This is a genomic window from Saccharomonospora sp. NPDC046836 (genome assembly GCF_040645195.1).
Classification (GTDB): domain Bacteria; phylum Actinomycetota; class Actinomycetes; order Mycobacteriales; family Pseudonocardiaceae; genus Prauserella_A.
On sequence record NZ_JBEYXW010000019.1, the window covers coordinates 84027 to 98058 of the forward strand.

Consider the following 14032-nt stretch of genomic DNA (forward strand, 5'->3'; position numbering starts at 1 on the left):
CACATGGGCAGGAAGGCCACCGAGCAACGGGCCAGCGTCATCCAGGCGCTCGATCAGCTACGGCACCAGATCGGGCTGGCACTCGGTGCCGCGCACAATGCCCGCTCCTCCGCCGAGCTCGACCTGGCCAAGCTGCGGCTGGAACAGCTGATCGTCCACGCGGGAATGGAACGCGCTGCACAGGACCCGCAGCTGGCCGAACGCGCGAACGATCCGGCGATGGCCGATGTGCTGTCCTGGCTCGCCAGCGTGCGCAGCCAGTTCTACGCCGAATGGTCCGACGGGCCGAACCGGCTGCGTGAGCTCGTCGCGGCGAGCGCACCGGGCCCCGCGGGACGCCCACCCGGTGAGTGGCTCGGCCGCGTCGGAACATCCACTGGCGTGCGGACACCTGAGCTGTGGCGCATCGGTTACTCCACAGTGGACGGATCAGCTGCGGGCCGCACGGCGGGCACGGAACTGACCTTCGACGTGGCGGTACCGCTGCTCGACGAGTCCCACCTGGCGATCACCTCCGCCCCGCGCACGCGCGCCGCGGTCGACGCGCTCGTGGAGAACCTGCTGATGCGCGTGCTCAGCACGTTCGAGCCGGGCGCGGTGAAGATCCACCTCTGGGACGTCGGCCAGCTCACGGCCGTGCTGCCCAGCTTCTACGCGTTGAGCCGCACCAGCGCGGTCACCGTGCACGATCCGACCCGGCTGGTGGACCTGCTCGACGAGTTCGCCGGGCACATCCGGCGCATCCACAACCAGACCATGCAGGCCGGGTACCCGTCGCTGCGCGCCATGCGCAAGGCCACCGGCAAGCGCACCGAGCCGTGGCGCATCGGCGTGCTCTACGGCAATGGCGAGGACCTCAGCGCCGAGCAGGCCCGCGACCTCAAGCGGGTGGCCAGCGGAGCGCTCGACGCCGGCATCTCGCTGGTACTGGTGGACGTGCCGACCGTGCTCGGCGGCTCCGTGGAGACGATCAGCCTCCGCAGCGAGCATGAGGCGGTGACCAGCATGACCGGCGCCGATCTGGTGGTCAGGCTCGATCCGCCGTTGCCTGCCGGGCAGGTGACCACCGCCGCCGGGCGCATTGCCGAGGCGCTCATCGCCAAACAGGGCGGACCCCGCTCGTTCGCCGACCTGCTGCCGACCGAGTACGGCCGCGAACGCTCGGCCCACGAACTGCGCGCACCGGTCGGCTTCTACGAGGGCGAGCCCGTCGAGGTCGTGATCGGTGACGCCACACCGCATGCGCTGATCGGCGGGCCGAGTGGTTCGGGCAAGACGAACTTCCTGTACGCGCTGCTGGGCAGCCTCGCAGCGCGGTACTCGCCGGACGAGCTTGCGCTGTACCTGCTCGACTTCAAGGAAGGGGTGTCCTTCGCCGGTCTCGCCCCAGGTCGCAAGGATGAGAGCTGGCTGCCGCACGCCCGGCTGGTCGGCGTCAACGTCAACACCGACCGGGAGTTCGGGCTCGCGCTGCTGCGCTTCCTCGCCGACGAGCTGCGCAGGCGGTCGGCCGCCGCGAAGGAACACGAGGTCACCAACCTGGCCGAGCTACGCGAGCAGGATCCGGACGGGCACTGGCCGCGGATCGTCGCCGTGATCGACGAGTTCCAGTACCTGTTCGCCGAGCGGGACACCGTGACCGCGCTCGCGACGTCGCTTCTGGAGGACCTCGCGCGCCGTGGCCGCTCGCAGGGCATCCACCTGATACTGGCCAGCCAGGACATCGCCGGTATCGACGCGTTCTGGGGCAAGCCCGCCGTTTTCGAGCAGTGCACCCTGCGCATCGCGATGCCGAAGGCCCGCCGGGTGCTCGCCGAGACCAACCAGGCCGCCGTCGCCGCACCCCGCTGGCACGCGGTGATCAACCACGATTCCGGTGTGGCACATGGCAACCAGCTCGCGCACGTCCCCGATGCCAGCGGCAAGGGGGTGTTCCCGGCACTGCAGCGGGAGCTGTGGCAGCGTTACGGCGGGCAGAGCAGGCCCCGGCTGTTCGACGGGGCTCACGCGCCACTGTTGAGCGAGTCGGCGGTGTTCACCGCACTCACCCCGGCCGCGCGCCCGCGCGCACTGGTGGGACAGGCGATCGAGGTCACCGACAGCGCGCATGCGGTGGAGCTTTCCGGGGCTCCGGGCCGTAACTTCGCCGTGCTGGGCACCAGCACGAGGGAAGCGGTGTCCATCCTGGACTCGGCAACGCGCTCACTGGCCCGCCAGTACCAGCAGGGTGCCGTCGAATTCGTACTGTGCTGCCCCGTCGAGAACTGCCTGCCCGCCGTCAGCGAGCTGACCGATCACCTCGTCACCGAAGGGCACAAGGCCGGCCTGGTCGCGGCCGACGAGCTCACCGAGTTCGTGACGACCGCCGCCGGCGAACTGTCCGAGCTGCCGACGCCACGGATCCTGGTGCTGTATGGCGTCGATGCCGCGTTGCCCGCGCTCGAGCGTAAGGAACCGGGCAGGCAGAGCGGGCTGGACCACCTGCGCACGCTGCTGAAACAGGGGCCTGGTGCGGGGATGCACGTGCTGGGCTGGTGGCGCGGCGTCGCGCGGCTGAAGGACACTCTCGGCTTCGGCGGTACCGACGACATCGGCGCGTGGGCCGCGCTGGACGTGCAGGGCAACGAGCTCGCACCGTTCTGCGCCGGGCAGGTCGTGTACTGGTCGCCGCGACCGGGACGCGCGCTGTTCTTCGACCGCACGGCACACGCGACGCCCGAGGTGATCATCCCCTTCCGCCGGCAGGAGGCCGACGATGAGTGACGGTTCCCCCGCTGCCATGCGGTACAAGGAGATCATCGGCCTCGCCCGCAGGGGGGCCGACGAGCTGCGGGCCTGGGAACGGGCGCGGGTGGAGGAGCTGACCGCGGAGATCGCAGCGGCGGCCGAACGCGTCACGGCGGCGGCCGAACGCGAGGAGGCCATGACCGGGCGGGCCAACCGCTGGTGGCGCATGGCGGGCGACAACGTGTCCCGGCTGTCCTGGCTGGACGTCGGCACGCCGCCGGAGCCGGTCGCCTCGGCACGCGGTGAGTGGCTCGACCGCTACGCCGAGGACGTCCGGCCCGCCTACCACGAGCTCACGCAGGCCATCCTCAAACTCGGCTGGCGAGCGCGCTAGTTCCCCCGCCCTTTGGGGACCTTTATCGAACCGGAGCGGGCAACTCGCGGTCCTGAGTGGGCAACTCGGGCGCTGGAGTGGGGGACTCGCGCGCCTGAGTGGGGGACTCGCGGTGGGGCAGGTCAGTTGGCCGGCTGGAACCGCACCACCTGCGGGTCGTGGTCGCTGGCCTGCTGGGCGAACTCGGCGTTGATGTGCACCACGTCGTAGTCCACCTTGCGCAGCGAACGCGACACCAGCAGGTGGTCGAGCACCTGCGAGCTGCCGTCGTAGACGTAGCTGTACCGCTGGTTCTCCGGCAGTGTGTCGATCAGCGCCGTGAGCGCCCCACCCTCGGTGAGGGTCCGCAGCGTCGGTGAGAACTGGAAGTCGTTCAGGTCACCGGCCACCACGATGTTCGCACCAGGATCGGCCGCGAGCAGCTTGTCGACGAACGTCCGCAGTACCTTGGCCTGTTCGAGCCGCTGCACCTCCGAGCTGCGCGTCGGCGGCTGGTTGATGCCGTGCACAGCCTGGTCGCCGCCCTTGGACGCGAAGTGGTTCGCCACGACGAACACGGTGCGGCCCTTGAAGACGAACTCGCCGACGAGCGGTTTGCGGCTGTCCTCCCAGGCGGGGTTGGTGGGGTCGACCCGGCCGGGCGAGACGGACAGCTGCGGCTTGCCCCGCTTGCCGACCACCTCGACCGCGGTCGTGGCATCGCCACCCGGACGGTCCACAAACGACACGCGCGCCGGGTTGAACAGGAACCCGACCCGGATGTTGCCGCCGGGCTGGCCACCGTCGGTCAGGTCCTGCGGGTCGATCTGGCGCCACTCGTAGCGCGGCCCACCAGCGGCCACGATCGCCGCCACGAAACGGTTCAGCGTCTCGTCGGCCGCGACGACACCGTCGTTCACACCGGACGGGCCGTTGTTGTCCTGGATCTCCTCCAGCGTCACGACGTCCGGCGAGGCCAGGTGGTCGACGATGCCGCCGGCGAGCTCATCGAACTTGGCCTGCTCGTCGAGCGCCGACAGGTTCTCCACGTTGTACGTGGCCACCGCGAGCTCGCCGCCCCACTGCTTACGGGTGACCTCACGCTTCAGACCGTTGTCCTTGACCTCGCCGAGCACCGATGCCATCACGGTGTAGCCGCCGAACTGGTCGTATTCGACCGGACCGGAGGTGATGCCCGTGAGCACGTCACCCACGTTGGCCTGCGGGAACGGGCGCTGCGAGAACGGGATCAGCGACTCGATCTTGACGATGCCGGTATTGGTCTGGTCGTAGCCCAGGTACATCGCACCGCCGCGGACGCTGGGGCGCTCATTGGGCTTCGTGGTGACGAACACCTCGTTGTAGTCCGTGCTGCGGCTGACCGTGCGGACGTCGGCGACACTGACGAGCTCGCCCTCGTGGGCCTCCCAGAAGTCGAGCGAGTACTTCTCGGGCTGCAGCGGCAGCGCCTCGATGCTGCCGCCCGGCTGCGCGACGAACTCGCCCGGCACGGTGTCCTCGGTGATCACGACCGCCTCGGGCAGCTCGTTGCCGCGCGAGGACGTGGTCCACGTGGCGCCGGTGAGCTGCGTGGTCGTCTGGTAGCCCGAGGAAGGCCGGTACTCGGCGACGGTGCCCGCAACGGTGACCGCGTCGCCGACCGCGACCGAGGGGGTCACGGAGCCGGTGAACACGAAAAGACCCTCGCTGGTGCGAGGGTCGTTGTCGGGTTCGGGGTCCTGCAGCCAGAAGCCGCGGGCCGAGCCGAACGCTCTGATCGCGGTGACGATGCCGGGGACCCGAACGGCCTTGCCGGTCAGCGGCGACAACCGCGTGGTGCCCTGTACGTCGTGGATACGGGTGTCCAGCGGTTCAGTGGCCGGACCACCGGGGCCCTCACCCGCGGAGTTGAGCGGGGTCGGCTCGCCTGCTGCGAAGTCGGCGGAGTTGTCGTCGGTGTCGACCAATGTGGTGCGGGCGACCGACGTGGTGTTGCTCGCGGCCGGCGCCGGGCTGGTCTCGCGCACCACCGCGCTGCCGTAGCCGACGAGGTCGACGATCCGGGAGTCGGCGGCGCAGTCCGCGGCCGTGAGGCAGGTCAGCGGGGTCGCGCCGGTCACGAGCGCGACGGTGCCGGAGGCAGCGGCCATCGCAATCGAGCCGCTCGCATCCGGCTCCGGCAGCGCGACCGTGCCGCCGGAGCCCTTCGCCTCCGCGACGAGGTAGCGGCTGCCGGGCACGATGGCACCGGACAGCGGGGTTGCCTGCCAGCGGCTGCTCGCGCTCGGCGATCCGGGCAGGTACTGAACGCTCATCCCGGCCAGGTCGGCCGGCGCGGTGCCGATGGTCGCCAGCTCGATGAAGTCCTGGGTCAGGGTCGCGCCGGAGTTGCCGCCGCCGCCGTACACCTCGGCGATGACCGGTCCGGTGCTCGGCGCCGCGGTGGCGGGCGCGACGACCAGGGCCAGCCCGCCCACCGCGGCGACGGTGGTCGCCGCAAGGACGCGGCGGGTGTTACCTATCAGTGAAGTCACCGGCGCATCCTTGCCCAATTGGGTGAACGGGGAGGGGGTTTCCTCGTTTCCGGCGGGTCACTGTTAGGTATCGACGGCCCGTCCTTACCCCGTCGTGAGCGCGAGCGCCGCACAGCTGCGCACCACAACAGCGGCCGCCTGCCGCTCGGCGGCGCCGAGTACCGGATTCTCCGCATACTCCTGCCACAGACCTAGCGCGCTCATGGCGAGCTGCCGCGGTGGCACGCCCGTGTCCCCCAACCGCTCCGCCGCATCGGTGCCGTACGCCCCGACCAGCCGCAACGCCTCTTCACGGAGTTCGTCCGGCAACCGCGCCCGCCCGGTACGCAGTGCCGCGAGCACGCGTAGTTCCGCGAACTCGTGTGCACCGGCGAGCACCTGCTCCAGCTCGGCGACGAGCGGTGCGGCGGCCGGGCGCGGTTCCCGTCGCAGCACCACTTCCAGTCCAATGAGGGCAGAACGGGCCTTGAGCACCTCCCGCCGGTCGGTGAAGTACCCGGAGATCGCGTCGCGTAGGTCGGTGAAGCCGCTGCGCTGCAACAGCTGCGCGGCCAGTGCAGGCCGCGTGTCGGCTCCACGCCGCACCAGCGTGATCGCGAGCCGGACGCCGAAGAGTCCAAACCGGACAAGCAGCCGGGCGCGCTCGGGATCGGCGGCGAAGCGGTCCGCCGACAGCAGCAGCGCGTCCAGCTCTGCCTTGTCCGCGGCGACCAGTCCGGCGAGCAGGTCGAACTCGGCCTCGGTGAGCGTTCGTCCCGCGCAGGCGGCCAGCGCGGCAACCGGCACGACGTCCTGGCACAGGCTGCTCAGCACGTTGCCGCGCCTGTGCCTGCGCGCGACCTGCCGGGCCGAGACGATCGCGTCGACCCGGCCACCGCCGAGCTCGTCCGCCCTCGACAACACGACGAGCGCGTTCACCGGCGCCACGCCGGCGATGGGATGGTCCTGCAGCGCACGAAGCAGCGAAAGGTCGGCACTGTGCGGGTGCGCGGTGAGCTGCAGGACGGCATCGGCGTCCAGACACATCCGCTCGACCGCGGCCGGGTCCGCGTGGTAGGGCGGGGTGTCCAGCAGGACCAGCTCGGGCTGCGAGCGGCCGGCGGGTAGGTGGTAGCGCCCACCGCCCGCACCGGCGACGGTCTCCCCCGCAAGCGCGTTCACCAGCGTCGACTTCCCGCTTCCGCGCGGCCCGACGACCGCGAGGCGCACCGGTTCGGTGAAGCGCGCGAGCTGTCCGCGCAGCCAGTTCGCCGCCCGCGGACTGTCTACATAGGCCTCGAGCGCCCGGTTGAGCAGTGACCAGGCCTGCTCGGGCAGGGTCACGCCGTCAGCCCACGCGGCTCGGCGGCGCCTGCGAGCGCATGCCCGCGCCGGTACAGCAGGTTCAGCTCCTCGATTCGCCGCGCGACCTCCCGAGCCCTGGCACCCCGCTCGGCGGTCTCGGCGTCGATGACCTGCTTGATGCGCTTGGCCGTGTCGGTGATCTCGGTACGCAGCTCGTGCGCGACAGCTGTGCAGCGATCGCGTAGCTCGCGGTGGATCAGCCGGACGGTGTCCTTGCTCTCCTTGCCGTAGGTGAGGAAGAAGTCGTCGACATGCCGGTGCGTGGCCGTCTTCGCCGCCGCCTGCCGCCGTTTCAGCCGGTTGCCGCGCTCCTCGAACACGCTCTTGGCGCCGAAGGCCGCGCCTGCACCGAGCGAGATCGGGTTGATCAACGGCATCCCGGCGAGTGTTGTCGCGAGCCCGAACATGAGCAGGCCGCTGTAGGAACCTCGCATGCCGACGAAGAGCTTCTGCCCGACACCGAACCGCTCGACGGCCGGCATGCGCAGGTCGCCGATGTGGTCCCGGGGCGCCCCGGCGAGCAGCGCCTCCGGAAGCCCTTCCGAGCCGCGCGGGGCGACGTAGGTTGCGATCTTGCGGGCAATCCACTCGAACCGGTCGAGAAGCCAGCCGGAGTTCGTCTTCGCGACGGCCTCGAGGTTGTCGCGCAACCACTGCTCGAACTCCGGCCAGTCCCGCGCCGGATCGGCGACGTCGAAGTACTCGTCGGCCTCCCGCGCGATGCGACGGGTCCGGTCACGCAGGTCGAAGTCGAGATCGGCGATGAGGTCGGCGACCTCGTCGGACAGCACGGTCTGCCAGCGGGTGGACTCCCGCTGCAGCTCCTCCAGCCGCCTGCCCGCCGCCCGCCAGCGCATGGTCAGCTCGTCGGTGCCAGCCGATCGCAGCTCGGTGAGCTGCTCCCGCAGGGGTGTGGCGAGCTGCTCGACGGTCAGGTGCACGAGCGCCGCCACCGAGCGCCGGCGCAGCACCTCGACGTGTCCCATGAGGTCCTGGTGCAGGTAACGCACGAGCGGGGCGTAGCCGGACTCCTCGTTGAGCACCGCGTCGCCGGTGCGGGCAGCGGCCAGCCGCAGCGACGCCGACACAGGGAGCACAGTGGCCGGGAGCCCATCGCGCACCAGCCGCTCGCGGGTGCGCTCGGCGATCTCCCGCCAGCCCGGCGCGAGGTCGATCTTGGTGAGCACCACGACCACCGTCGGGCACAGCCGCACCACCCTGCCGAGCAGATCGAGCTCGGCCGCGGAGAGCTCGCTGGTCGCATCGGTGACGAGCAGCACGGCATCGGCCTGCGCGAGTGCGGCCAGCGTGCGGTGGGTGTGCTGCGCCACGGGGGAACCGACCGGCGGGGAGTCGATGAGCGCGAGACCTGGCTCCAGCAGTTTGCGGGGCAGACCCACCTCGGCACGGATGGCACCGGCGTGGCGGTTGGCGCGCGCGGTGACCGACTCGACGGCCACCGGCACACGCCCCGGCGACTCGATGCCGCGCCGCGGACCGTCGTCGGTGACGATGGCTCCCGACGGGGCCGGGGAATGCTGGACGATCGCGGGAACCGCCGTCGTCACGTCGTCGCCGACCGCGCACACGGGGGCGTTGACGAGGCCGTTGATCAGCTGGCTCTTGCCCTGGCCCGGGCCGCCGAGCACGAGCACTCGGACGCCGGCGCGCCCGAGTTCGGCACGCCGCGTGCGCAGCCGGTCGACCAGGTCGGTCCTGGCATGCACGCCACACGCCCGGATGGTGTCATCCAGTACGTCGAGCCAGGGCGAAGGCGTCATCGAACGGAGAGTGTGCCTCGATCACTCTCCGCAGCAAAGACTGGGCCCGTGATTCCCACGAGCCCAGCCTGTTACCACTCCGAGATGTGGATCTTCGATCAGAGACCGAGGTCCAGGTCACCGACCTGCGGCGCGCTGATCGGCAGATCGCCGGCGGCGCCTGCGATGTCGCCGAGCGGGCTGGCCTCGACGCCGTCCGTAATCGGGCCCTGCTCGATGCCCTGCCCGATCGCGGCGGGCAGGTCCTGCGGTGCGGGCAGCGGGTTGGCCACCGGCAGGTCGGGCAACGAGACCGGCAGGTCCGTCGGCAGGTCGACCGGGAGGTCGGTGGGCAGGTCCGCCGGGAGGTCGGCAGGCACGTCCACCGGCAGCGAACCCAGCTCGGGCAGCTGCGCGGCGGGCAGGTCGACGGGGACGTCGACGGGCAGCCCGGCGGGGACGCCAGTCGGCAGGCCGGCGGGCACGTCCACCGGCAGCGAGCCCAGCTCAGGCACCGCCGGGACGGCAGGCAACGCCACCGGGGCAAGGCCGCCGAGCGCGGCGCCGTCCGAGGTCACGAAGGTCGCGAGTGTGCTGGCAGCGGGGTCGCTGCTGCGGGCGAGCGCGTCGGAGTCGAGCGCACCCGCGAGGTCACCCGTGGTGGCGAAGTCGGGCACACCGGGGGTGGTGGGGTCGCCGAACACCTCGGCGCCGTAAACGCCGAGCGGCGTGTCGACCGAACCACCTGCGGCGATGGAGTCGAGCGAACCGACCGCGGTGGTCTCGACACCGGCGTCGCCGCCGGAGATGGCAGCACCACCCTCGACCCCGTCGCTGCCACCGGTGCTGAAGGCCGCGACCGAGCCCTGCTCCGACCCGACGCCGACCTTGCCGGTGACGCCGTTCACGCCCGCGTCGAGCAGACCGCCCGCGCTCGCCAGGTCGCCGTCGAGAGCCGCGGCGCCGCCGGCGCTCTCCAGGCCCGCGCCGCCCATGGCGGCGAAGTGGCCCGCGGCCGAGTCGGTGCTGGAGCCGAGGTTGACCCCGTCCTCGCTGAACTCGCCGGTGATTTCACCGACGCCGCTGAACGCGTCCACATCGGAACGCTGCTCACCGGCCGCGTCGGCGACACTCTGCAGCTGTGCGATGGCACCCTCGATGCCCTCGGCGCCTGCAGGCAGCTCACCCAGGCCCGCGGGCACCGAGTCGAGCGCGGGAAGCTGGCCGCTGTAGTCCATGACGAGCGGGACCACTTCCTGCACGTCCTGCGCGGTGACGTCGCCGAGGCCCGCCGACTCGAGTGCCTGCGTGGGGTCCTCGCCGAACGCGGACCGCGCGGTCGCGTCGTTCAGCAGGTTCAGCACGAAGTCGTGCAGGGTCTGCTCCTCGTGGATCAACGAACTCTCCTTCTGCGGTGGGAACCTCTCCGGCGGCGAACGGTATGCGCTCCGGCGCAGACGGGCATCGGGGATCGCTCCCCCTTGCCCGTGCAGCGTTCGGGGGGCGGCGTTAGGGGATTAGGGGATCACACCCCCGCACGCGGCTTTGGTACGAAAGGGGCGGCCGCTGGCAGGTCAGTCGAGAAGAACGTGAGGAACCGCGGATCATGCGTTATGTCCTGGGTGTCCACCTCGGCGCGACGCGGACGACCGCCGCGGTGTGCCGATCGGGGACCGGCCCCTGGGGGGAGCCGGAGGTCGTCCCCCTCGAGGAGCCGTGGCTCGAGTCGGTTCTGCACGTCTCGCCCGACGGGGAACTACGTGCTGGCCAGGCCGCGCTGCACCGCGCCGCCGCCGAACCTGAACGCATCGCGCGCAGCCCGCTGCGCCGAATCGGTGACACGGTGCCGTTCGTACTCGGCGAGCTGACCTATCCCGCGGAGACGCTCGCCGCGGGCCTGCTCGCCCTCGTCGCCGACCGGGTGGCCGACTCCGAGGGTGCCGACGCCGAGCGGATCGTGGTGACCCACCCGCCCGGCTGGGGTGGCTACCGGCGCGGCCTGCTGCACGAGGCGCTGGACCAGGCTCAGCTGCCCGGTGTGCTGGCGCTGCCGAGCCCGATCGCGGCGGCCGAGAGCCACGCCGAGGTCGCTGTGGGAGCCACGCTCGCGGTGTGCCGGATCGGCGGCACACACGTCGAGACCGCGTTGCTACGCCGGGGACCACGCGGGTTCGAACTCCTCGCCCACACCGAGCCGCCCGAGCTGGCTGCCGGCGCGCACCTCGACGAACTGCTCGTGCAGCACGTGCTCGAACGGGCGAGCATCGACCGGCAGGACACGGGCGCGATGGCACGCCTGCGGGCCGCGTGCACGTCGGCCAAGGAACGGCTCTCGCAGGTCGGCGAGACCACCGTGTTCGGCGACCTGCGCCTCACCCGCGCCGAGTTCGAAGAGCTGGCGCGACCGGTGCTCGAGGTGGTGGTCGCCGCATTCGAACGGCTGGTGTCCACAGTGGCCGCTGAACAGTTGGCCGGCGCTCTCGTGGTGGGCGGCACGGCCCGGATCCCGCTGGTCCGGGAGCTCGCCGAGGCCGTGCTGCCGTGCCCTGTGGTGATCGGCGACGACCCCGGCACCGCGCTGTGCCGTGGCGCCGCCCTCGCCGCGCGGCCGCGTGTCGCGACCGCACCGGCCCCGGCGAGCACGTCGAGCTCGCTCATCACGACCGGGCACGACCTGCCCGCCGTGTACGGAGGGGGCGCCGATCTCGAACCACCCCCGGCGCGCCCGCCGGTCGAGATCACCCCGCTGGAGCCGCCGCGCCGCAGGTTCGCGCTGGGCCGAAGGGCAAGCACCGAACGAGACGAGGACCGTTGATAGCCGGCCAGATCGCCCCGGTACTGGACGAGCCGACCCGTGAGTTGTGCGCGGCCGTCACGAGCGGGCGGCTCGCGCCTCCGAGGCTGGCGATCGTGGCACCTGGCGGGTTTGGCAAGACCGCGCTGCTCGGCCAACTCGCCCGCGGATGTGCCGAGTCGGGTATCACGGTGGCCCGCTTCGGGGAGCACGACCGCGACTCGGCGCTCGTCCTCGTCGACGACGCGCACACACTCGACGGCGCCAGGCTCGCCGCCCTGCGTCAGCTCGCCGCCAACGGCACCGGCCTGGTGATCGCCGCCCGGCCGTGGCCACGCGCACCGGAACTCTCGGCGGTACTGGCACAGCTACACGGGCAGATCGTGTTGCGGCCACTGGACCGTGGCCGGATCGCGGCCGTGCTGGGGAAGGCGGCGACCGATCGGCTTGCCGAGTTCGTCCATGCGGAAACGGGTGGTGTTCCTGGTTTCGTCACGCGCCTCGCCGACGCCCTCGGCTCCACGACCGAGGTGCGCACCGCCGCACTCACGCGGTTCCGCCCCGAACTCGACAAGCTTCCCGCCGACACGCTGCTCCTGCTGCTGGCGGTCGAGGCAGGTGCCGGGCTCGACGCGGGCCTGCTCGCCGGCCTGCTCGGCCGTCGCCGCGAGGACATCGCCGAGGTGGTCGACGAGGCGCGAGCGAGCGGCCTGCTCAGCCACGACGGCACGCTGCTGCCCATCGTGCGCAGGGCACTGACCGCGTTGGTGCCCACCGACCGCAGGCTCACCGTCTGCCAGCAGCTCGTGCACCTCCAGCTGGAGCGCCGCGGCCCCGTACTGCCATTGGTACGACCGTTGCTCGGCAGTGGGCTCACAGGCAGCGAGCCCGCGGCGGCGTTCCAGGCCGCCGCGAGCGAAGCAACCGGCGCCGATCCGGCACTGGCGGCACAACTGTTCGAGGCTGCCGTGGCGGCAGGCGCCCCGGCGAGAAGCGTCGGCGCGCGGTGGGCCGAGGTCGCCGCGCGTGCGGGCGACCTCGACACGGCGGCTCGGCTGGCCGACCAGGTGATCGCCGACGCGCAGGCGCCCGAGCGGCAGGACTGCGCGCGCATTGCCGGAACCGCACTGCTGTACCGGGGACAGCTCGCCCGTGGCACGCATCTCTTCCGCTGGTCGGGTACCGGGTTGTCCACTGTGTACGCATCAATGGGCTTACTCGGAACCGGAGAGCTCGGCGAAGCCAGGCAGTTACTCGCCGATCCTGCGGGCGGCGACGAACCGCCGACACTGCTGTCCAGCGCGATGTCGGCCATGGTGGAGGGGCTGCTTGAATCGGTGACCGGCCCGCCGACGGCCGCACTGTCTACTGTGGTCAGTGCGGCCGAGATGCTGGAACCGGTCGGGCGCGCGGTGCTGCTGCCCGACAGTCCCGCGGCCGTGGGCGCACTCATCGGCATTCACAGCGGGGAGCTCGGCATCGCCGAGACCCTGCTGCACCGCGCCATCGCGGCTGGCACTGGCGGTCCTGCCCTGCAGCCGCGACACCGGCTGTTGCTGGCCTGGCTGGCCATGTTGCGCGGTAACACCGAACTCGCCGCCGAACGGCTCGATGAAGCCGGCGGGGAGCTGCCCCCGCGCGACTGGCTGTTCGCCGCGGGCCTACGTGCCGGGCTGGCCCGCCGCGCCAGCGACCTCGCCGGGCTGCGGACGATCTGGGGCGCGGCGTGCGACGCCGTCATCCGGCACCCGGTCGACCTGTTCACCCTGCTGCCGTTCGGCGAACTGGCCGTGGCCGCGGCAAGGCTCGGCGACCGCGACCGCCTTGCCCACCACCTGCGGCAGGCGCGGGACCTCCTTGCCGCGCTGGGCAACCCTCCACTGTGGACGACACCATTGCACTGGAGCGGGCTGCATGCGGCGATCATGGCCGAGCAGCACACCGATGCACACCAGCACGTGGCCGCGCTGACCGGCGCCGCCGGGCACAGCCCCTTCCACGCGGTGCTCGCGGCGGCGGCGGAGTGCTGGCTCGAGGTGATCGCGGGCGATGTCGACGCCGACCGCGCCACGACGGCCGCGAGGAACCTGCACGCGGCGGGCTTGTGGTGGGACGGTGCGCGGCTGGCAGGCCAGGCCGCGATCCGCACCACCGACCGCGCGGCGATGGTGGCATTACTCGACTGCGCGCGGCAGCTGCAGGGCAGGGAACCGGGTGACGCGGTCACCGACCCCGGCGGCACGCCGAAGCTCAGCGACCGGGAGGCGCAGGTGGCCGAGCTCGTCATCGCAGGCATGACGTACAAGCAGGTGGGCGATCAGCTGTTCATCTCGGCGAAGACCGTCGAGCACCACATGGCACGGATGCGCCAGCGGCTCGGCGCCACCAGCCGCGGCGAACTGCTCGCCCAGCTGCGCACCCTGCTCGCCAACCGCCCGCCACGCTGAGCCCCCAAGGCCACCTTGGTTGCGTTCAACGCACCAAGGTGGCCTTGGGGAGC

The 14032-nt window shown here is 71.7% G+C and carries 8 protein-coding genes; 4 read left to right on the plus strand and 4 right to left on the minus strand.

From position 1 onward, the window contains the following. The first annotated feature begins 3 nt into the window (after positions 1-3). Positions 4-2763 carry an FtsK/SpoIIIE domain-containing protein gene (locus ABZ863_RS21580; protein WP_358538399.1) on the plus strand — a complete coding sequence of 920 codons (2760 nt, stop codon included), beginning with the start codon at positions 4-6 and terminating at the stop codon, positions 2761-2763. After that, entirely contained in the window at positions 2756-3121 is a 366-nt protein-coding gene (locus tag ABZ863_RS21585) for a hypothetical protein (RefSeq protein WP_358538401.1), read from the plus strand. Before ABZ863_RS21580 ends, ABZ863_RS21585 begins: the two co-directional genes overlap by 8 nt. Positions 3122-3243: 122 nt before the next feature. Here ABZ863_RS21585 and ABZ863_RS21590 read toward each other — a convergent pair whose 3' ends face one another. From ABZ863_RS21590 to ABZ863_RS21605, 4 genes are all read right to left on the minus strand, one after another. After that, positions 3244-5634: an endonuclease/exonuclease/phosphatase family protein gene (locus ABZ863_RS21590; protein WP_358538404.1), complete on the minus strand. Its 2391-nt coding sequence runs from the start codon at positions 5632-5634 to the stop codon at positions 3244-3246. Positions 5635-5718: 84 nt separating this feature from the next. Beyond that, complete coding sequence (locus ABZ863_RS21595; RefSeq protein ID WP_358538406.1) at positions 5719-6957, minus strand: GTPase domain-containing protein; 1239 nt, start codon at positions 6955-6957, stop codon at positions 5719-5721. Then, the gene (locus tag ABZ863_RS21600) at positions 6954-8759 is read right to left on the minus strand and encodes a dynamin family protein (RefSeq protein WP_358538408.1); all 1806 of its coding nucleotides are present in this window, start codon (positions 8757-8759) and stop codon (positions 6954-6956) included. The genes ABZ863_RS21595 and ABZ863_RS21600 overlap by 4 nt, the downstream gene beginning before the upstream one ends. 98 nt (positions 8760-8857) lie before the next feature. Next, positions 8858-10135, minus strand: a complete 1278-nt coding sequence (locus ABZ863_RS21605; protein ID WP_358538410.1) for an IniB N-terminal domain-containing protein — start codon at positions 10133-10135, stop codon at positions 8858-8860. 209 nt (positions 10136-10344) lie between these two features. Here ABZ863_RS21605 and ABZ863_RS21610 point away from each other — a divergent pair, with 209 nt between their 5' ends. Both ABZ863_RS21610 and ABZ863_RS21615 read left to right on the plus strand, forming a co-directional pair. After that, positions 10345-11553, plus strand: coding sequence for an Hsp70 family protein (locus tag ABZ863_RS21610; RefSeq protein WP_358538412.1), 1209 nt, complete (start codon positions 10345-10347; stop codon positions 11551-11553). After that, positions 11550-13979, plus strand: coding sequence for a helix-turn-helix transcriptional regulator (locus ABZ863_RS21615; RefSeq protein WP_358538415.1), 2430 nt, complete (start codon positions 11550-11552; stop codon positions 13977-13979). Before ABZ863_RS21610 ends, ABZ863_RS21615 begins: the two co-directional genes overlap by 4 nt. The last annotated feature ends 53 nt before the right edge of the window (positions 13980-14032 follow it).